This is a genomic window from Shimia sp. R11_0 (assembly GCF_017744035.1).
GTDB lineage: Bacteria > Pseudomonadota > Alphaproteobacteria > Rhodobacterales > Rhodobacteraceae > Shimia > Shimia marina.
Map to the genome: position 1 here is coordinate 922,552 of NZ_JAGHQY010000001.1, position 16,966 is coordinate 939,517.

27 protein-coding genes are annotated in these 16,966 nt (G+C 55.3%); 23 read left to right on the forward strand and 4 right to left on the reverse strand.

Annotation, left to right across the window (positions count from 1 at the left end):
• Window positions 1–164 precede the first annotated feature (164 nt).
• From J7382_RS04255 to rplP, 6 genes are all read left to right on the forward strand, one after another.
• The gene (locus J7382_RS04255) at window positions 165–1,265 is read left to right on the forward strand and encodes a Hint domain-containing protein (protein ID WP_209067431.1); all 1,101 of its coding nucleotides are present in this window, start codon (window positions 165–167) and stop codon (window positions 1,263–1,265) included.
• Window positions 1,266–1,642: 377 nt separating this feature from the next.
• Entirely contained in the window at window positions 1,643–2,485 is an 843-nt protein-coding gene (gene rplB, locus J7382_RS04260) for a 50S ribosomal protein L2 (RefSeq protein ID WP_058238274.1), read from the forward strand.
• A 3-nt stretch (window positions 2,486–2,488) separates the two neighbouring features.
• Window positions 2,489–2,767, forward strand: coding sequence for a 30S ribosomal protein S19 (rpsS, locus tag J7382_RS04265; RefSeq protein WP_209067433.1), 279 nt, complete (start codon window positions 2,489–2,491; stop codon window positions 2,765–2,767).
• A 3-nt stretch (window positions 2,768–2,770) separates the two neighbouring features.
• Complete coding sequence (rplV, locus tag J7382_RS04270) at window positions 2,771–3,151, forward strand: 50S ribosomal protein L22 (RefSeq protein ID WP_058238276.1); 381 nt, start codon at window positions 2,771–2,773, stop codon at window positions 3,149–3,151.
• Window positions 3,151–3,858 carry a 30S ribosomal protein S3 gene (rpsC, locus tag J7382_RS04275; protein WP_058238277.1) on the forward strand — a complete coding sequence of 236 codons (708 nt, stop codon included), beginning with the start codon at window positions 3,151–3,153 and terminating at the stop codon, window positions 3,856–3,858. Before rplV ends, rpsC begins: the two co-directional genes overlap by 1 nt.
• Before the next feature lie 13 nt (window positions 3,859–3,871).
• Window positions 3,872–4,285, forward strand: coding sequence for a 50S ribosomal protein L16 (gene rplP, locus J7382_RS04280; RefSeq protein WP_209067435.1), 414 nt, complete (start codon window positions 3,872–3,874; stop codon window positions 4,283–4,285).
• A 251-nt stretch (window positions 4,286–4,536) separates the two neighbouring features.
• On the opposite strand, the gene J7382_RS04285 is transcribed toward rplP, so the two are convergent.
• Window positions 4,537–6,711 carry a methyl-accepting chemotaxis protein gene (locus J7382_RS04285; protein ID WP_209067437.1) on the reverse strand — a complete coding sequence of 725 codons (2,175 nt, stop codon included), beginning with the start codon at window positions 6,709–6,711 and terminating at the stop codon, window positions 4,537–4,539.
• Window positions 6,712–6,920: 209 nt separating this feature from the next.
• Between J7382_RS04285 and J7382_RS04290 the strand changes: the two genes are divergently transcribed.
• A complete protein-coding gene (locus tag J7382_RS04290; RefSeq protein ID WP_058238280.1) occupies window positions 6,921–7,541 on the forward strand; it encodes a 2OG-Fe(II) oxygenase family protein in 621 nt (206 codons plus the stop codon).
• A 271-nt stretch (window positions 7,542–7,812) separates the two neighbouring features.
• Window positions 7,813–9,396 carry a BCCT family transporter gene (locus tag J7382_RS04295; protein ID WP_209067439.1) on the forward strand — a complete coding sequence of 528 codons (1,584 nt, stop codon included), beginning with the start codon at window positions 7,813–7,815 and terminating at the stop codon, window positions 9,394–9,396.
• A 77-nt stretch (window positions 9,397–9,473) separates the two neighbouring features.
• On the opposite strand, the gene J7382_RS04300 is transcribed toward J7382_RS04295, so the two are convergent.
• The 3 genes from J7382_RS04300 to J7382_RS04310 form a co-directional block, all read right to left on the reverse strand.
• Window positions 9,474–10,100 (reverse strand): LysE family translocator, encoded by a 627-nt coding sequence (locus tag J7382_RS04300; protein WP_209067441.1) that lies wholly within the window; start codon window positions 10,098–10,100, stop codon window positions 9,474–9,476.
• A gap of 122 nt (window positions 10,101–10,222) precedes the next feature.
• Window positions 10,223–10,654, reverse strand: a complete 432-nt coding sequence (locus tag J7382_RS04305) for a hypothetical protein (protein WP_209067445.1) — start codon at window positions 10,652–10,654, stop codon at window positions 10,223–10,225.
• A gap of 263 nt (window positions 10,655–10,917) precedes the next feature.
• On the reverse strand, window positions 10,918–11,124 hold the full coding sequence (locus J7382_RS04310) for a hypothetical protein (protein ID WP_209067448.1): 207 nt from the start codon (window positions 11,122–11,124) through the stop codon (window positions 10,918–10,920).
• 74 nt (window positions 11,125–11,198) lie between these two features.
• Between J7382_RS04310 and J7382_RS04315 the strand changes: the two genes are divergently transcribed.
• From J7382_RS04315 to J7382_RS04385, 15 genes are all read left to right on the forward strand, one after another.
• Window positions 11,199–11,447 carry a hypothetical protein gene (locus J7382_RS04315; RefSeq protein ID WP_209067453.1) on the forward strand — a complete coding sequence of 83 codons (249 nt, stop codon included), beginning with the start codon at window positions 11,199–11,201 and terminating at the stop codon, window positions 11,445–11,447.
• Window positions 11,448–11,607: 160 nt separating this feature from the next.
• Window positions 11,608–11,808 carry a 50S ribosomal protein L29 gene (gene rpmC, locus J7382_RS04320; RefSeq protein ID WP_209067456.1) on the forward strand — a complete coding sequence of 67 codons (201 nt, stop codon included), beginning with the start codon at window positions 11,608–11,610 and terminating at the stop codon, window positions 11,806–11,808.
• Window positions 11,809–11,822: 14 nt separating this feature from the next.
• A complete protein-coding gene (gene rpsQ / locus J7382_RS04325) occupies window positions 11,823–12,053 on the forward strand; it encodes a 30S ribosomal protein S17 (protein WP_058238287.1) in 231 nt (76 codons plus the stop codon).
• Between the two features lie 100 nt (window positions 12,054–12,153).
• Window positions 12,154–12,522, forward strand: coding sequence for a 50S ribosomal protein L14 (gene rplN, locus J7382_RS04330; RefSeq protein ID WP_005621870.1), 369 nt, complete (start codon window positions 12,154–12,156; stop codon window positions 12,520–12,522).
• A 1-nt stretch (window position 12,523) separates the two neighbouring features.
• The gene (gene rplX / locus J7382_RS04335) at window positions 12,524–12,835 is read left to right on the forward strand and encodes a 50S ribosomal protein L24 (protein ID WP_058238288.1); all 312 of its coding nucleotides are present in this window, start codon (window positions 12,524–12,526) and stop codon (window positions 12,833–12,835) included.
• Entirely contained in the window at window positions 12,828–13,388 is a 561-nt protein-coding gene (gene rplE / locus J7382_RS04340) for a 50S ribosomal protein L5 (protein WP_209067457.1), read from the forward strand. Before rplX ends, rplE begins: the two co-directional genes overlap by 8 nt.
• A gap of 18 nt (window positions 13,389–13,406) precedes the next feature.
• Window positions 13,407–13,712, forward strand: a complete 306-nt coding sequence (gene rpsN, locus J7382_RS04345) for a 30S ribosomal protein S14 (RefSeq protein WP_010437098.1) — start codon at window positions 13,407–13,409, stop codon at window positions 13,710–13,712.
• A 12-nt stretch (window positions 13,713–13,724) separates the two neighbouring features.
• Complete coding sequence (gene rpsH / locus J7382_RS04350; protein WP_209067458.1) at window positions 13,725–14,114, forward strand: 30S ribosomal protein S8; 390 nt, start codon at window positions 13,725–13,727, stop codon at window positions 14,112–14,114.
• A 12-nt stretch (window positions 14,115–14,126) separates the two neighbouring features.
• Window positions 14,127–14,660: a 50S ribosomal protein L6 gene (rplF, locus tag J7382_RS04355; RefSeq protein WP_209067459.1), complete on the forward strand. Its 534-nt coding sequence runs from the start codon at window positions 14,127–14,129 to the stop codon at window positions 14,658–14,660.
• Window positions 14,661–14,671: 11 nt separating this feature from the next.
• Window positions 14,672–15,034, forward strand: a complete 363-nt coding sequence (gene rplR / locus J7382_RS04360) for a 50S ribosomal protein L18 (protein WP_209067460.1) — start codon at window positions 14,672–14,674, stop codon at window positions 15,032–15,034.
• A gap of 122 nt (window positions 15,035–15,156) precedes the next feature.
• Window positions 15,157–15,720 carry a 30S ribosomal protein S5 gene (gene rpsE / locus J7382_RS04365; protein WP_093325872.1) on the forward strand — a complete coding sequence of 188 codons (564 nt, stop codon included), beginning with the start codon at window positions 15,157–15,159 and terminating at the stop codon, window positions 15,718–15,720.
• 13 nt (window positions 15,721–15,733) lie between these two features.
• Window positions 15,734–15,922, forward strand: a complete 189-nt coding sequence (gene rpmD, locus J7382_RS04370) for a 50S ribosomal protein L30 (RefSeq protein ID WP_058238294.1) — start codon at window positions 15,734–15,736, stop codon at window positions 15,920–15,922.
• Between the two features lie 173 nt (window positions 15,923–16,095).
• The gene (locus J7382_RS04375) at window positions 16,096–16,239 is read left to right on the forward strand and encodes a hypothetical protein (protein ID WP_209067461.1); all 144 of its coding nucleotides are present in this window, start codon (window positions 16,096–16,098) and stop codon (window positions 16,237–16,239) included.
• Window positions 16,240–16,251: 12 nt separating this feature from the next.
• Complete coding sequence (locus J7382_RS04380; protein ID WP_058238295.1) at window positions 16,252–16,467, forward strand: DUF1127 domain-containing protein; 216 nt, start codon at window positions 16,252–16,254, stop codon at window positions 16,465–16,467.
• Window positions 16,468–16,700: 233 nt separating this feature from the next.
• On the forward strand, window positions 16,701–16,913 hold the full coding sequence (locus J7382_RS04385) for a DUF1127 domain-containing protein (RefSeq protein WP_209067464.1): 213 nt from the start codon (window positions 16,701–16,703) through the stop codon (window positions 16,911–16,913).
• Window positions 16,914–16,966 lie beyond the last annotated feature (53 nt).

The following is a 16,966-nucleotide window of genomic DNA, read 5'->3' on the forward strand; positions in this document are numbered from 1 at the left end:
GGGAGGCCTCGGTTTTGAATTTCGCTTCGCTTGCCGTTGTTGTGCGATAGAGTGCGTATTCAGCGAATTGTTGCTCAATGCCTAACAAATGACGTGGTTTCCGCATGGTCTGTCCACAGACTGCGGATTACATGGGGAGGCTTAGGTAAAGAATCGAGCGCAGAATGCCACCTATCAATCTGATTTTGAACGGAACTTTTGACCAAGGTTCGACGCACTGGTCTGGGTCGGATTTGGAAACCAACTACCGAGAAGGCGCATACCTCGGAAATGGATCGAGCAATCGTGTTGCTGAGATTGATGGGCGTCGTGGGCAGACCACGGTAATGGAGCAAAGCTTCGTTGTTTCGCGCGGCACTTCCACGTCTCTGAATTTTGACGCGGCTTTGCGTACTGCCTCTAATGGCAATGCAGGGCGAGAAGGCTTCGATGTCGAGATTCTAGACAGCAACAACAATGTAATTGCTTTCCTTGCGGTGCGGCCGACACAAAACGGTTTTGTTGAATTTTCGCTGCCAGTCACTTTTCCTGAGGCGGGCACCTATAAGCTCAGAATGACAGAGCGCGGCCCGAATGACAGCCTCGGTGCCATTGTTGACAACATCGAATTGATGGTCTGCTTTCATGGCAATACCGGGCTTAGAACGGCCACTGGGGCAAAGCCTGCTCGCGACATCCAAGTGGGTGATCTCGTACACACAGCCAATGGATTGCGCCCTGTGCGCTGGGTAGGGCGGCGCAGACTGCATTCTGGAGACCTCACGGCTGACCCCAAATTGTTGCCAGTCAAGATCACTGCTGGTGCGTTAGGAGGGGGCTTGCCTCGACGTGATCTCTGGGTTTCCCGCCAGCATAGAATGCTGGTTCACTCCCCTGTATGTGAGCGGATGTTCGGCGCATCAGAAGTGCTTGTAGCCGCGGTGCGGCTTTGCGGCTTGCCTGGCATCGAGATTGACACTTCCATGCAAGAGGTGGACTACGTCCATCTTTTGTTCGACGCTCATGAGGTTGTTTATGCAGAAGGCGCTCCAAGTGAAAGTCTGCTGTGGGGGGCGTTTACTCGGGAGGCGCTGAGTGATGCTGCCGTCGAAGAAATTTTGAAGCTCTTCTCGGAGTTACAAAGCGCAGAGAGCAGCCCGCAACCGGCCCACTTCATTCCAGACATCAAGCAGCAAAAGCGTCTTGTGTGGCGGCTTGCTAAAAATGGGCGAGATGTTTTGGAGAGTTATTCACCCGTCAGTGAAGCTTTACGTAAAGCAGGATAAGCGCGTCTCCTCGAAAGTCTTTTAGGTCTTTGCCGCGCGTATGTCACATGACATGCGGGGCAGGTGTTTGCGGGTCGCGCCGCCGGAGTTTACTCCTTTTCAGCTCATTCCGTATGGGAGCATTATTCGCCACTTGCTGGTCTGATCGGATCTCGGGGGTGGGCTTAAACCAAGAAAAACAAGCGGTCCTATAGACAGCCTTACCCAACCCTGTTACATCGCGCGGGTCGTGTGGCCTCAGATTCGTTCTGGGGCTGCTCGCCTTTTGAACCGGGGACCTTCGGGGCCCTATACATTTGGCACCTACGGGGGCCTTTAACATCGCCGGACCAAAGACAATAACCTAAGGTCTGGCTGCTATACGGAAGACAGAAAGCATGGCACTTAAGTCGTACAAGCCGACGACGCCGGGCCAGCGTGGGCTGGTGCTGATCGACCGTTCGGAACTTTGGAAAGGACGTCCCGTCAAAGCTCTCACCGAGGGTTTGACGAAATCGGGCGGCCGGAACAACACCGGACGGATCACCTCGCGTCGTCGTGGTGGTGGGGCGAAACGCCTTTACCGGATCGTTGACTTCAAACGGAACAAATTTGATGTTGCGGCAACCGTTGAGCGGATCGAATACGACCCGAACCGGACTGCATTCATCGCACTGGTCAAATATGAAGACGGTGAGCAGGCGTATATCCTCGCACCTCAGCGTCTGGCAGTTGGCGATCAGGTGATCGCGTCTGCAAAGGCCGACATCAAGCCGGGCAACGCAATGCCATTCTCTGGCATGCCGATCGGTACCATCATTCACAACATCGAACTGAAACCAGGCAAAGGCGGCCAGATCGCTCGTGCCGCTGGTACCTATGCTCAGTTTGTTGGTCGTGACGGTGGCTACGCTCAGATCCGCCTGTCCTCTGGCGAACTGCGCCTCGTGCGTCAGGAATGCATGGCCACCGTTGGTGCCGTGTCCAACCCTGACAACTCCAACCAGAACTTCGGTAAAGCCGGCCGTATGCGCCACAAAGGCAAGCGTCCGAGCGTTCGTGGTGTGGTTATGAACCCGATCGATCACCCTCACGGTGGTGGTGAAGGTCGTACCTCCGGTGGCCGTCACCCAGTGACACCATGGGGTAAGCCGACCAAAGGTGCCCGTACCCGCAACAAAAACAAAGCGTCGCAAAAGCTTATTATCCGCTCGCGTCACGCCAAGAAGAAGGGGCGTTAATAGATGTCTCGCTCTGTATGGAAAGGCCCTTTTGTGGATGCTTACGTGCTTAAGAAAGCCGAAGCAGTTCGCGAATCCGGTCGCAATGAAGTGATCAAGATTTGGTCCCGTCGTTCCACCATTTTGCCCCAGTTCGTGGGTCTGACTTTTGGTGTGTACAACGGCAAAAAGCACGTTCCTGTGCTGATTACCGAAGACATGATCGGTCAAAAATTCGGTGAATATTCGCCAACCCGTACCTACTACGGGCACGCGGCCGACAAAAAAGCGAAACGGAAGTAAGTCATGGGTAAGGTAAAAAATCCCCGCCGCGTGGCTGAAAACGAAGCAATGGCGAAAACCCGCATGCTTCGCACCAGCCCGCAGAAATTGAACCTGGTTGCTGGCATGATCCGCGGCAAGAAAGTTGAGAAGGCTCTGACCGACCTGACTTTCTCCAACAAGCGTATCGCAGCAGACGTGAAGAAATGCCTTCAGTCCGCAATTGCCAACGCCGAGAACAACCACAACCTGGACGTCGACAGCCTGATCGTTGCCGAGGCCTATGTGGGCAAGAACCTGACTATGAAGCGCGGTCGTCCGCGGGCTCGTGGTCGTTTCGGCAAGATCATCAAGCCGTTCTCTGAGCTCACCATCAAGGTGCGTCAAGTTGAGGAGCAAGCCTAATGGGTAATAAAGTCAATCCGATTGGCATGCGCCTTCAGGTGAACCGCACCTGGGACAGCCGTTGGTACGCCGACACCAAGGACTATGGTGATCTCCTGTTGGAAGACATCAAGATCCGTGAGTTCATCAAGGCAGAGTGCAAACAAGCCGGTATCGCACGTGTGATCATCGAGCGCCCTCACAAGAAGTGCCGTGTGACTGTTCACACTGCGCGTCCGGGCGTGATCATCGGCAAAAAAGGCGCGGACATCGAGACTCTTCGTAAGAAGATCGCTGCGATGACCGACTCCGAGCTGCACCTCAACATCGTTGAAGTGCGCAAGCCGGAACTCGACGCTCAGCTGGTAGGCGAGTCCATCGCTCAGCAGCTGGAACGCCGTGTGTCTTTCCGTCGCGCGATGAAGCGTGCTGTTCAGAACGCAATGCGCATGGGCGCCCTGGGTATCCGGGTGAACGTCGCTGGTCGTCTGGGTGGTGCCGAAATCGCACGTACCGAATGGTACCGCGAAGGCCGTGTGCCTCTGCACACACTGCGTGCCGACATCGATTACGCACATGTGGAAGCGACCACCGCTTACGGGATCATTGGTATCAAAACCTGGATCTTCAAAGGCGAGATCATGGAGCATGATCCACAGGCGCGTGACCGTCGTGCACAAGAAGTCCAGGATGGCCCTGCACCGCGTGGTGCCGGCGGTCGTCGCTAAGGGAGACTGATCAATGCTTCAACCAAAGCGTACTAAATTCCGCAAGATGCACAAAGGCCGCATCAAGGGCGATGCGAAGGGTGGCTCCACCCTGAACTTCGGTTCTTTTGGCCTGAAGGCAACCACACCGGAACGCGTGACAGCTCGCCAGATCGAGGCAGCACGTCGTGCAATGACCCGTCACATGAAACGTCAAGGTCGTGTTTGGATCCGTATCTTCCCAGACACTCCTGTGACCTCGAAGCCTACCGAAGTCCGTATGGGTAAAGGTAAAGGTTCCGTGGACTATTGGGCGTGCAAAGTGAAGCCGGGCCGCGTGATGTTCGAAATCGACGGTGTTGCCGAAGACATCGCACGTGAGGCTCTGCGCCTTGCTGCGATGAAACTTCCGGTCAAAACCCGCGTTGTCGTTCGCGAAGACTGGTAAGGATTTGGTGGGCTGAGCCCACCTTTTCCAACTGAGTTTAAGCTCCCGCCTGTTTGGCGGGGGCTTTTTTGTGGTTTTGGGGGTGGGGTGTTGCGTGGGGAAACCGCACGTCGGTAACGCGTCGGTATCCCCACGGTATCGTGACGGTGGAATTTCGCGCTTTTGCGGCGCAGCCCCGTGTTTACGATATATATACGAAAGCCCCGGCGAGTGCCGAGGCTTTACGCAACGAACCTTACAGGGGCAGTTGGCTAGGCCGCATCCCAAGCGTCGTCCAGATCCGCCTCATTTTCTGACGGGTGTCCCGCCGATCCCGTGTGTTTCAGGGTGAAGCCTTCAACGGCGCGGACGAGGTTTTGGGCTTCGCCGAGTAGGACCTGACCAGAGGCGGCGGTTTCTTCGAGCATGGCTGCACTCTTCTGGCTGTCGCTGTCGAGGTTTTCAACAGCGGCATTGACCTCAGACAGGCCTGCGGACTGATCCACAGCGTTTTCTGCAATCTCATTCACTTTGCCAACCACCTGTTCAACAGCCTGCATGATCTCACCTAGCGAATTGCCGGTTTCATCCATCAGGTTCACACCATTGGCCACTTCCGTTTGCGAAGAGGTGATCAGCGTGTTGATTTCATGCGCCGCCTCGGAGGAGCGTTGGGCCAGAGCCCGAACTTCAGAGGCCACCACGGCAAAGCCGCGACCAGCATCACCGGCACGGGCGGCTTCCACCCCAGCGTTCAAGGCCAGTAGGTTGGTTTGGAATGCCACATCCTCGATCAAGCCTGAGATCTGGGAGATAGCGTCGGAGCTTTCCTTGATTTTTTGGATGGCGGCCACAGTTTGGTCCGCCACATCGCGGGTGGCTTCTGCTTTCTTTTGAGCGTCGTTGACGTGAGAGCGGGCTTCTTGCGCACTGTTTGCGGTATGATTGACCGTTTCGGCCACCGTCTGCAGCGATGAAGACGTTTCTTCCAAAGAAGCTGCTGAGATTTCGCCGCGCCGTGAAGCGTCTTCGACGGAAGAGGAAATTTCCTGAGAGGTGCTGTTGAGCACCTGACTGCTGGCGGAGAGCTGACGTACCATGCCATCCAGGCTACCGGTGAGATGGGTGATGGTGTCAGAGATGTCTTTGAACACACCTTTCTGACCATCCGGCATGTCATGGGTCAAATCTCCGGTGGCAAGCACCTCCAGCGCGTCTCTCACATCACCCAGACCTTTTTCTGCCACGTCACCGATGGTGTTGACGCCTTTACCAAGTTCGGCAAAGGCCCCCTCAGCGCCGTTGATGTCGATCCGGCGTGAGAAGTCGCCTTCGCCGCAGGCATCAATGACTTTGGTGATTTCTTGGGTCAGATGAGATTTGGTCTCTTCTGATTTCCGGAAGAAACCGACAGCATCTGAAATTGCAGAGAGTTCCCTAATGCGTGATTTGGGCAGTTCTTTTGAGAAGTCCTCAGCCATAATGTCTTTGAGGACCTCATCAATGCGGCGGAGTGGTTTCGAAATGCCTCGCGCCAAGAGAAAGGCGAAAATGGCAAATAGACCACCGCCGATGATGGCAGCCCATCGGGCGCTGGCCTGTGCTTGTGCACTGACAGTTTCGCTTTCGGCGACGATGGCTTCTGCTGCTGCGTGAATTTCGGTCAGGATCGCCCCCATCACGGGTTCAGCAGCTGCAAAGTGTGAGGAGACATCACTGCGTGCGCCACGTTCTGTCAGGGTTTCCTGAACGAGGGAGGCGAATGAGGTCTGATAGGCATCCATCATTGGAATGATCGCTTCGCGCTGTTCTGCGCTGTCATAGAAGAATACCGGGAAGCCTTTGAATTCCTCTATGCGTGCTTTCACCTCGTTGAGCCACTTGGAGTCCGGATCCAGCAGGAAGTCTTTTTCATGTTGGCGCATGGTGAGCACTTTGACGTGCAATACCGGAATTGCGACGCCTTCAAGGCTGGTTTCCATGGCAGATACGGCAGCGGCCAGTTCTCCCTTCAGTCCATCTGAGGCAGAGAGACCAAGGCGCAAGTTGGCATCGCTGACATCTTTGAAGCTCGCCTCATACTGACTTGTGTGCTCTTTCAACAGGGCGAGGTCTTCGGCGGCCTGTTCCAAGCCTGACACTTGGGACAATAGGCCTTCCAGCGTACTGATATAGCCGTTCATGCGGGTCATGACTTCGGCGTGCTGAGCGATATAGTCCTTTGAGAGTCGCAGCAGAAAGTCCTTCTCGGCACGGCGGGCAGATAGGAATTCAATCTTCAGATTTTCGACAGCGTAGTTTGCGTCGCCAATCAAAGTGACCCGATGCTGCATGTCATCGCGCATCTTGTGGGAATAAAGAGAAATGCCCGCGAGGCCTGCCATCACACCAATGGCCATGACGATGATCGAGAGGATCGCGAAATTGACTGTGATTTTGCGTTTCATGATCTGGTACCTTGGCTCCCAAGCGAGGGTTTTGTTGCAAGTGTGATCAAGAGGTTTATCAAGCAGGCGTTAAAAGAGTGTGCTAGGCCTTATTTTTAAGGGCTTTCACTACAACCTAAGGTTTTTTATTGAATGATCCGAGGGGGCTATGGCACGGAAACTGTGGCCTTGGTCTCGCCAATCGTGACTGAGAAGGGTAGGAGGCCCGCATGTCTACAATCGAATCTCTCTTTGTGACGCGCCTCTATCGCGCGCGTCTTTCGGAATTTGGTCCCAGCGTGGATACCAACGAGTTGGAAGTGTCTTGTTTCTCCATCGCCGAAGATGATGAAGCCGGGCAGGAGTGGTGTGAGGAGAATGCCTATCCGGGCTATACCTCATATGCGTCTCTGACGGATTTGCCCTGGCGCTTTCCGATCTTTGCAGATGTCGTGTCGGCGTTGGATCAGCATGTTGCAGCCTTTGCCAAGGACCTTGAGTTCAACCTAGATGGGCGTGCACTCAAGCTGGAAGACATCTGGATCAACATCTTGCCTGAAGGTGGGATGCACGCGTCTCATATCCACCCGCACTCAGTGATCAGCGGCACTACCTATGTGTCGATGCCTGAAGGTGCCAGCGCGCTTAAACTGGAAGATCCCCGCTCTGGCCGCATGATGGCGTCGCCTGTGCGCCAGAAGGATGCCCGGCGGGATCTGCAGCCATTTATCTACATGAAACCTGATGTCGGGGATGTGCTCCTCTGGGAGAGCTGGCTGCGTCATGAGGTGCCGATGAATATGTCCGAAGATGAGCGGGTGAGCGTGAGCTTTAACTACGTCTGGGAATGACGAGGTCGGAGCCGTTCATGACTGTCATTTGAGAGGCGTAGATCGTAAGCTCTTAATGGCGGTACCCGATCTGGTTTGGATTGCTCAGGTTCATGAAATACGCCCGACACCTTGAGGTGTCGGGCATTTTGATTTGGCGGGCTGTTTTGCGTGGAAGCGACAATTTCATACGGCAGGGCGATTACGTCCGTTAAGAGGTCGCATTTTAGAGGTTTGGGATGTCGTTTTTGACCACTGTGCCCGCTATGGCATGAAAAAAAGGGAGGAGCCTATGTCGGACGATACCGATTATGAAGTCGGTCAGGACAACGTTCAGGTTTTGGGATTGGACATACACAATCCGGTCTTTGCGGTTTCCGGATTGACGATTGTTGCATTTGTCTTTTTCTCGCTGGTGTTCCGCGAGCAAGCAGCCGAGTTTTTCGGCTGGCTGCGGCCGACGCTGACGAGCAACTTTGACTGGGTGTTTATGATCGCCTGTAACTTGTTTGTTGTGTTTTCTCTGTTCTTGGTGATTTCGCCTTACGGCAAGATCCGCCTCGGGGGAGAAGATGCTAAGCCTGACTACAGCTATATGGCATGGATCGCGATGCTATTTGCTGCGGGCATGGGCATTGGGCTTGTGTTCTGGGGCGTTGCCGAACCGATCTCGCATTATGGCTCGTCCATGGGCGGTGTTGCGGTTGGCGAAGATGGCGTGCGCACGGACTGGGCGCCGCTGGGCGCTGCAGGCGGTGATATGGCTGCGTCGCGTGATCTGGCGATGGCGGCGACGATTTTCCACTGGGGTCTGCACCCCTGGGCGATCTACGCGATTGTGGCTCTGGCGCTGGCGTTCTTCAGCTTTAACCGCGGCCTGCCACTGACCATGCGCTCTGTGTTCTATCCCCTGCTTGGGAAGCACACATGGGGTCCATTGGGGCACATCATTGATATCCTCGCTGTGTTTGCCACGATCTTTGGTCTGGCAACCTCTCTGGGTTTGGGCGCGTCTCAGGCGCTGGCGGGTCTGAACTATCTGTTCGGCGTGCCGATCAGCGATGGTATGAGCGTTGTGCTGATCATTCTGATCACCATCTTTGCGCTTGTTTCTGTTGTGGCTGGTCTTGAAAAAGGCGTGAAGCGTTTGTCTGAGGCCAATATGATCCTGGCGGCGGCACTGTTGCTGCTGGTGCTTTTGGTGGGGCCAACAATGGCAATTCTGTCCGGCTTCTTTGGCGGCATGGCGGATTACATTGTGCAACTGCCGGCACTGTCCAACTGGGTTGGCCGTGAAGACACCAACTTCATGCAGGGCTGGACGGCCTTCTACTGGGCATGGTGGATCAGTTGGTCACCTTTCGTGGGTATGTTCATTGCGCGTATTTCGCGCGGCCGGACCATCCGCGAGTTCATCATCTGTGTGCTGATTATCCCAACCATCGTTGGGGCTCTGTGGATGAGCGTCTTTGGTGGCGCGGCTCTAGAGCAGGTGACCGGTGGTGTAGGTCAGGCGCTGTCTGATGCGGCGCTGGAGCTGAAGATGTTCAAGATGTTTGAAGCCTTCCCAATGACCGGGTTGCTGTCTTTCATCGGCATCGTTTTGGTGGTGGTCTTCTTTGTGACCTCCTCTGACTCTGGCTCTCTGGTGATCGACACGATCACCGCAGGCGGCAAGACAGACGCCCCAACCGCACAGCGCGTGTTCTGGTGTGTGCTGGAAGGCGCGATTGCGATTGTGCTTCTGCTGGGTGGCGGCCTTGGTGCGCTGCAGGCGGCGTCGATTGCGACCGGCTTCCCGTTTGCCATCGTGTTGATGCTGATGTGTGTGTCGGTGATGATTGGCCTGATCCGCGAGCGCAAGCGTCTGAAGTGACGCCTGCGACATGACAAAAAGAAACGCCGCTCCGAAGGGGGCGGCGTTTTGCATTTTCTGGGGCGTTTATTGGGGTGTCAGCGTTCTGCGGTGACCAGCTTGAGCGCCAGAGCGATGAAGACCACACCGGCGAGGCGATTGAGCCAGATCTGCGCGGTGGGGGAGTTTTTCAGCCAATCCCCAAGCCAGCCCGCCGCGAGGGCGACACTGCCAAAGACCAGAAGCGTGGCCAGGATCATCAGAAGGCCCAGTTGGTAGAATTGCAGTACAATGGGGCCATTGGCCGGATCGACAAATTGCGGCAGGAAGGCGAGGAAGAAGATCGTCACCTTGGGATTGGCGATGTTCATGATCAGGCCGCGCGCATATTGTTTGGCACTTGTTTCGGGCGCAGGCGTGTCGCCGTCCAGATTGGATTTGGCTGCGGTGAAGGCTTTGAACGCGAGATAGGCCAGATAGGCCGCGCCGATGTACTTCAGAATAGCAAAGGCGATTTGCGAGGTTTGAAAGATGACCGCCACGCCAAGCGCTACGGCAGTGGTGTGAAAGATGAGGCCGCTGGCAAGTCCGAGCGTGACGGTGAGACCCGCAACGCGGCCATGCAGGGCCGATTGGGTCAGCACAAAGATATTATCCGGCCCCGGCACCAAGGCCAGCGCGATGGCTGCGCCCATAAACAGGATCGCTACGTCGATTGGTATCATGGTCACTCCTCCCAAACTGCGCGCTTTGGCTCGCGCCGCGCATAGTGATTGCGGATGTGTAGGGGAGGGGGGCGATGTGCGCCAGAGAAATCCGGCGCACATGTCTGAGGCCTTTGGAGGCTCTAGTTCAGTTGTTTGGCAACGCCGGGTGTTGGCGCGTCCTCCGGCATGACCACAAGCTGAAGCCTCAACGCGCCCTCGCGGGCGGCGAGCCAGTGCATCTCACCTGGGCGGACCATGAGGATGGAGCCTTGCGGATATACGGTTTCTGCGCCAGCGTCGATCTTGTCACCATCCCCCCAATAGAGCGTGCCATCGACCACGGTCAGCATCCGCAGCCCGGATTTGGTGGCATGTGCGGGCACCACCGCATTGGCGGGCACTTCAAGTAGGACGCTGAGCGGTTTGCCATCCTCCGTCAGGGCCAGCGGTTTGAGGGTGGCGGTGTCATGCACGGTTTTGCCGGGCAGGGCGTCGAGGTCGATTTGTTGTGTGCCTGCGTGGGCGAGCGCGGGAAGGGCGGCCAGCAGCGCGGCGGTGATCAGGTGTTTCATCCTGAAACTCCAATGATGTGGGGCTGGCGGCCAGGCTGTCATATGAATTTGGCCATATCATTTGCGTCATACAAATGTGGGGAAAGTGTAGGATGTGGGGAAGGGGGCGGCAAGCGGCACAGATGCGGCGAATTGGCTCGTCTTTTTGAGGGCGGGTGCAACGGATGTGCGGTGGCGGACATGGCCTCCGCCTTGACATGCGACTGAGCACAGGTTGAATGCGGGCCAACGGATTAACAAGGACGATGGTGTGAGAACCCTTTTCAGAATGGTAATTGCCTGCTTTCTTGCGACAGGATCAATTGCCCATGCACAGGATCGTCCGTCTGTTGCGGTGCAGTTATTTGAGGACGTTTGTCTGCCGATAGTTTCTGGCGTTCTTCCAGCAGCAGTATCTTAGACGGATGGGCAAAAACAGTTTTCTGATGGTGACCATACGTCCACCAGATGGTATTGGCCTCATCTCCCATCAGGGTTTTCTGTCGAAGTGATCGAGTCTCTGGATGGGCGTCTGTATTGCAAGATAACAGACAGAGAGAATGAAATGCCCAAATTAGAGCGGCGGATTTTTGAAAAGAAGGTTTCCGAGTGGATGGCGCGTAAAATGCCAATGCTTGCACAGGAGTCTTCCGAGCCGCTTGAGGGCTTTGAGTATTACAATAGCTGGATGGATCCGCGTTACCCGAGGGGAGACAGTCGGCGATGGGGCGTGCTAAATTTTCGGTTGAACGCAGAGTATGATCATACGACATCGCTGATCCTGGTGTATATTGGAGAGCGACCAACCTCTTAACTGATCTTTCCCTTGCCATCCCAGCGACTCCCCCGTATAGAGCGCCATCTCATGGATTCCGTGACTGCGGGATTCGTGTGTTTGTCATTTGTCCATCAGACAAAAGGGTCACCCCGCTCATAACTCGGGCGCCCTCTGATGTATGAGAAAGGAAGAGGCGATGAACGCCAAAGAACTGCGTGAAAAAACGCCGGATCAGCTTCGTGATGAGCTGGCCAACCTCAAGAAAGAATCGTTCAACCTGCGTTTCCAACAGGCCACTGGCCAGCTGGAGAACTCCGCTCAGATCCGTGCCGCGCGTCGCAACGCAGCCCGCGTGAAGACCATCCTGAACGAAAAAGCCAAGTCGGCAGCAGAGTAATAGGAGCTAGATAGATGCCCAAACGTATCCTGACAGGCACCGTTACTTCGGACGCCAACGCCCAGACCGTCACTGTGTCCGTAGAGCGTCGCTTTACACACCCGGTTCTGAAGAAGACCATTCGTAAGTCCAAAAAATACCGGGCTCACGATGAGAACAACGCCTACAAAGTAGGTGACTCTGTTCGCATTATCGAATGCGCACCGCGTTCGAAAACCAAACGCTGGGAAGTTCTGGAAGCCTAAGAGTCTCACTTTGAGACTCCTGGCGACTAGACTTTACAGTTAGTCGAAACCCTGGGGGATATCAGCACGCATCGCTGCCCCATAGGTCGGGAGAAACCACATGATCCAGATGCAAACCAATCTGGATGTTGCTGACAACTCCGGCGCTCGCCGAGTTCAGTGCATCAAGGTTCTGGGTGGCTCCAAGCGTAAATACGCATCCGTAGGCGACATCATTGTTGTCTCGGTTAAGGAAGCCATTCCACGTGGTCGCGTTAAAAAAGGTGACGTCCGTAAGGCCGTTGTCGTGCGCACCGCAAAAGAAGTCCGTCGTGAAGATGGCACCGCGATCCGTTTTGATCGCAACGCAGCCGTTATTCTGAACAACAACAACGAGCCAGTGGGTACACGTATCTTTGGCCCAGTTGTTCGTGAGCTGCGCGCCAAGAACTTCATGAAGATCATCTCGCTCGCGCCGGAGGTGCTGTAAGATGGCTGCTAAGCTGAAAAAAGGCGACAAGGTCGTCGTTCTGGCCGGTAAGGACAAAGGCAAAGAGGGCACCATCTCCTCTGTTGACCCCAAAGCCGGTAAGGCCATCGTGGACGGCATCAACATCGCCATCCGCCACACCAAACAGAGCCAAACCGCACAGGGCGGCCGCATCCCTCAGGCGATGCCGATCGAACTGTCCAACCTGGCTTTCCTGGACGCAAACGGCAAACCAACCCGCGTTGGCTTCCGCATGGAAGGTGACAAGAAGGTGCGTTTTGCAAAGACCACAGGGGACGTGATCGATGCTTGATTCCGCAGACTACACCCCACGTCTGAAGTCGCTCTATAAGGATTCCATCCGCGCCGCTCTGAAAGAAGAGTTCGGCTACAAGAACGACATGCAGATCCCAAAGCTGGAAAAAATCGTGCTGAACATCGGCTGTGGCCGTGCAGCCGTTAAGGACAGCAAAAAAGCCAAGTCGGCACAGGCAGACCTGACTGCAATCGCAGGCCAGAAAGCTCTGACCACCGTGGCAAAGAACTCTATCGCTGGCTTCCGTGTACGTGAAGGCATGCCGATGGGTGCCAAGGTGACCCTGCGTGGCGACCGTATGTACGAATTCCTCGATCGTCTGATCACCGTTGCGATGCCCCGCATCCGCGACTTCCGTGGTGTGAAGCCGAGCTTTGACGGCCGTGGCAACTTCGCCACCGGTCTGAAAGAGCACATCGTGTTCCCAGAAATCGACTTTGATAAGGTCGACGAAAACTGGGGCATGGATATCGTCATCGCAACCAACGCTAACACCGACGCCGAAGCGAAGAGCCTGTTGAAGCATTTCAACATGCCGTTCACTTCGTAAGGCTGAGAGGATTACGACATGGCTAAAAAAGCAATGATCGAGCGCGAGAAGAAGCGCGAGCGTCTGGTGGCAAAATACGCCGCTAAGCGCGCCGAGCTCAAAGAGATCGCAAACGATGAGTCCAAGCCAATGGAAGAGCGTTTCAAAGCGCGTCTGAAACTGGCGAAACTGCCGCGCAACAGCTCGGCGACCCGTCTTCACAACCGTTGCCAGCTCACCGGCCGTCCACACGCTTACTACCGTAAGCTGAAGGTCAGCCGTATTGCGCTGCGCGAGCTGGGTTCTGCTGGTCAGATCCCTGGCATGGTTAAGTCCAGCTGGTAAGGAGAGAACGATATGAACGATCCTATCGGTGATATGCTGACCCGTATCCGTAACGGTCAGATGCGTGGCAAGTCCGTGGTCTCCACCCCGGCGTCCAAGCTGCGTGGCTGGGTTCTGGATGTGCTGGCCGACGAAGGCTACATCCGCGGGTATGAAGCAACTGAAGAGAACGGCCACGCGGCCTTCGAAATCAGCCTGAAGTACTACGAAGGCACTCCTGTTATTCGCGAACTGAAGCGGGTCTCCAAGCCCGGTCGTCGCGTGTACATGAGCGTCAATGACATCCCAACCGTCCGTCAGGGCCTGGGTGTGTCGATTGTCTCCACCTCCAAAGGTGTGATGTCGGATGCAAGCGCACGCTCCAACAATGTTGGCGGCGAAGTGCTCTGCACTGTCTTCTAAGGAGAGCTGACAATGTCTCGTATTGGTAAAAAACCGGTCGAGCTGCCCAGCGGCGTAACTGCCTCTGTCTCCGGCCAGACCATCGAAATCAAAGGCCCGAAGGACACTCAGTCCTTCACCGCAACTGACGACGTGACCCTTGCTGTTGAAGAGAACGCAGTTTCTGTGACTCCTCGCGGTAAATCCAAGCGCGCCCGTCAGCAGTGGGGCATGTCCCGCACTATGGTTGCCAACATGGTGACCGGCGTGACCAACGGTTTCAAAAAAGAACTCGAAATCAACGGTGTTGGTTATCGTGCGCAGATGCAGGGCAACACCCTGAAACTGTCGCTCGGTCTCTCTCACGAAGTGAACTTCGAAGTTCCAGCAGGCATCACTGTGACTGCGCCGAAGCCAACTCAAATCATCGTTGAAGGTACTGACAGCCAGCTGGTTGGCCAGGTTGCGGCAAACATCCGCGAATGGCGTAAGCCGGAGCCTTATAAAGGCAAGGGCATCAAGTACAAAGACGAATATATCTTCCGCAAGGAAGGTAAGAAGAAGTAAGGACCAGACAGATGGCAAACAGCAAACGGGAACTGTTCCTCAAGCGCCGCCTGCGCGTCCGGAACAAACTTCGCAAGGTCAATGGCGACACCAAACTGCGCCTGTCCGTTCACCGCAGCAACAAGAACATCAGCGTTCAGCTGATCGACGACCGTGCTGGCGTGACCGTGGCATCCGCATCCACCCTGGAAAAGGATCTGGGTTTGGTCGGCAAAAACAACGTCGAAGCAGCTACCAAAGTGGGTGCTTTGATTGCCGAACGTGCGACCAAAGCGGGCGTGAGCGAAGCATACTTCGATCGCGGCGGCTTCCTCTTCCACGGCAAAGTGAAGGCTCTGGCCGAAGCTGCGCGTGAAGGTGGCCTGAAAGTCTAAGACTTGTGGGGGACAGGCCAGTGGTTTGTCCCCCCGATGATCCGGGAAGTCCGGCTGTGTGTCGGGGTTCACTGGGATCGGTATTAACAGGCGCCACGCGCCAGTAGATAAAGGAATGCCAAATGGCAGAACGTGAAAACCGCCGGGGCCGCGGTCGCAATCGCGAAGAAGAAACCCCGGAATTCGCCGATCGTCTCGTTGCGATCAACCGTGTTTCCAAGACCACCAAAGGTGGTAAGAACTTTGGCTTCGCAGCTCTGGTTGTTGTTGGTGACCAAAAAGGCCGTGTAGGCTTCGGTAAAGGTAAAGCGAAAGAGGTCCCTGAGGCCATCCGCAAAGCCACCGAGCAAGCCAAGCGTCAGATGATCCGCGTGCCTCTGCGCGAAGGTCGTACCTTGCACCACGATATGGAAGGCCGTCACGGCGCCGGTAAAGTGGTTATGCGTACCGCACCTGAAGGTACTGGTATCATCGCCGGTGGTCCAATGCGTGCCGTTTTCGAAATGCTCGGCGTCAAAGACGTTGTTTCGAAATCCATCGGTTCTCAGAACCCATACAACATGATCCGCGCCACCATTGACGGGCTGAAAAAAGAAGCCAGCCCACGTCAGGTTGCGGCTCGCCGTGGCAAGAAAGTTGCTGACATCCTGCGCAAGGATGAAGCACCTGCCGAAGCCGCAGAGTAAGGAGTAACGAGACATGGCAAAAACCATCGTAGTTAAGCAGGTCGGTTCGCCGATCCGTCGTCCTCAAGACCAGCGCGCCACTCTGGTGGGCCTGGGCCTGAACAAGATGAACCGCACCCGTGAGCTGGAAGACACTCCGGCGATCCGTGGGATGATCCGCAAGGTTTCCCACATGGTGGAGATCATCGAAGAGCGCGACTAAGCCTTTTTGACCTTGAAAATGAGAAACGCCCTCGGATTTTCCGGGGGCGTTTTTCGTTGGATTTTACGGGCTTTGTTCAGGGTTCATTTACCCGCGCCTGAGCAGTTCTTGGCGCGTGCGTCATGTAGTGGCGGAAACGTCGATCACCGCAAAATACGCCATCGCAAAATGGAATGAATTACATCTCCTCCGGCGATATTCCCAAAGTGCATATCCGAGATGCTGTTTTGGGTCTATCTGGCCGCAAATTTGGGCACTATGTGAACGCGCATGAACAGCAACGCGCGCTAGAGCCGAAGTGGCGCATCGGCATTTGAAGGAAATTACTCATGCAACATGCACCATCTCTGCACATCGAAGCCGTTGATTTTGTCGGTCGTATCAACCGTATGATTGAGAACTGGCGACTGAATCAAAAGCGTCAGGCGTCTTACGCCCGCACTGTCAAAGAGCTGAACAAACTGACTGCTCGCGAGTTGGCCGACATCGGCCTGAGCCGCGGCGATATTGAAGTGGTTGCCCGTCGCGGTGCCGACGCTGAGTAACATCAGCAGCTTCACTCCCCCCTTGATGATGGCCTCGGATCTTATCCGGGGCCTTTGTCTTTTCAGGACCAGTGGATCCCAAAAGGTAAGGCGTTATGCCCTAAATGCATATCCGCCAGACCGATCCAGCATTTGTTAGCGATAACGTCACTGCCTATGTAGGGCATGAAAGAGGAGACATCATAAACACCGCCGGAAAATACGTTTCGGCACAGACGTAAGGAGCCAGATACATGGCACATGTAACGACCAGCTATTCCAATTCTTTCAGCCTTGTGGCCCGCATTGAGGCCGCTTTGGCGCGTTTCAAAGAAGCCCGCACACTGCGCCGGAAATACAATGAAACGGTTCGGGAAATGCGACAGCTCTCTGATCGCGAGTTAAACGACATCGGCATCAGCCGCTACGACATCCATTTCATCGCACAAGAGCATGTTTACGGCTAAGGCCCACGCGAACATACTTCTGTTGCCTCGTAGCGCCTCTGTAAATCGCAGAG

Coding starts and splice junctions, on each gene's coding strand:
- J7382_RS04255 (WP_209067431.1), top strand. CDS start 165: ATGCCACCTATCAATCTGATTTTGAACGGAACTTTTGACCAAGGTTCG.
- rplF (WP_209067459.1), top strand. CDS start 14,127: ATGTCTCGTATTGGTAAAAAACCGGTCGAGCTGCCCAGCGGCGTAACT.
- J7382_RS04305 (WP_209067445.1), bottom strand. CDS start 10,654: ATGAAACACCTGATCACCGCCGCGCTGCTGGCCGCCCTTCCCGCGCTC.
- rpsQ (WP_058238287.1), top strand. CDS start 11,823: ATGCCCAAACGTATCCTGACAGGCACCGTTACTTCGGACGCCAACGCC.
- J7382_RS04300 (WP_209067441.1), bottom strand. CDS start 10,100: ATGATACCAATCGACGTAGCGATCCTGTTTATGGGCGCAGCCATCGCG.
- J7382_RS04385 (WP_209067464.1), top strand. CDS start 16,701: ATGGCACATGTAACGACCAGCTATTCCAATTCTTTCAGCCTTGTGGCC.
- rplB (WP_058238274.1), top strand. CDS start 1,643: ATGGCACTTAAGTCGTACAAGCCGACGACGCCGGGCCAGCGTGGGCTG.
- J7382_RS04285 (WP_209067437.1), bottom strand. CDS start 6,711: ATGAAACGCAAAATCACAGTCAATTTCGCGATCCTCTCGATCATCGTC.
- rplV (WP_058238276.1), top strand. CDS start 2,771: ATGGGTAAGGTAAAAAATCCCCGCCGCGTGGCTGAAAACGAAGCAATG.
- rpmC (WP_209067456.1), top strand. CDS start 11,608: ATGAACGCCAAAGAACTGCGTGAAAAAACGCCGGATCAGCTTCGTGAT.
- rplN (WP_005621870.1), top strand. CDS start 12,154: ATGATCCAGATGCAAACCAATCTGGATGTTGCTGACAACTCCGGCGCT.
- rpsE (WP_093325872.1), top strand. CDS start 15,157: ATGGCAGAACGTGAAAACCGCCGGGGCCGCGGTCGCAATCGCGAAGAA.
- J7382_RS04315 (WP_209067453.1), top strand. CDS start 11,199: ATGCCCAAATTAGAGCGGCGGATTTTTGAAAAGAAGGTTTCCGAGTGG.
- rplE (WP_209067457.1), top strand. CDS start 12,828: ATGCTTGATTCCGCAGACTACACCCCACGTCTGAAGTCGCTCTATAAG.
- rpsC (WP_058238277.1), top strand. CDS start 3,151: ATGGGTAATAAAGTCAATCCGATTGGCATGCGCCTTCAGGTGAACCGC.
- J7382_RS04295 (WP_209067439.1), top strand. CDS start 7,813: ATGTCGGACGATACCGATTATGAAGTCGGTCAGGACAACGTTCAGGTT.
- rpsH (WP_209067458.1), top strand. CDS start 13,725: ATGAACGATCCTATCGGTGATATGCTGACCCGTATCCGTAACGGTCAG.
- J7382_RS04310 (WP_209067448.1), bottom strand. CDS start 11,124: ATGGGAGATGAGGCCAATACCATCTGGTGGACGTATGGTCACCATCAG.
- J7382_RS04375 (WP_209067461.1), top strand. CDS start 16,096: ATGAATTACATCTCCTCCGGCGATATTCCCAAAGTGCATATCCGAGAT.
- rplR (WP_209067460.1), top strand. CDS start 14,672: ATGGCAAACAGCAAACGGGAACTGTTCCTCAAGCGCCGCCTGCGCGTC.
- rpmD (WP_058238294.1), top strand. CDS start 15,734: ATGGCAAAAACCATCGTAGTTAAGCAGGTCGGTTCGCCGATCCGTCGT.
- rpsN (WP_010437098.1), top strand. CDS start 13,407: ATGGCTAAAAAAGCAATGATCGAGCGCGAGAAGAAGCGCGAGCGTCTG.
- rpsS (WP_209067433.1), top strand. CDS start 2,489: ATGTCTCGCTCTGTATGGAAAGGCCCTTTTGTGGATGCTTACGTGCTT.
- rplP (WP_209067435.1), top strand. CDS start 3,872: ATGCTTCAACCAAAGCGTACTAAATTCCGCAAGATGCACAAAGGCCGC.
- J7382_RS04290 (WP_058238280.1), top strand. CDS start 6,921: ATGTCTACAATCGAATCTCTCTTTGTGACGCGCCTCTATCGCGCGCGT.
- J7382_RS04380 (WP_058238295.1), top strand. CDS start 16,252: ATGCAACATGCACCATCTCTGCACATCGAAGCCGTTGATTTTGTCGGT.
- rplX (WP_058238288.1), top strand. CDS start 12,524: ATGGCTGCTAAGCTGAAAAAAGGCGACAAGGTCGTCGTTCTGGCCGGT.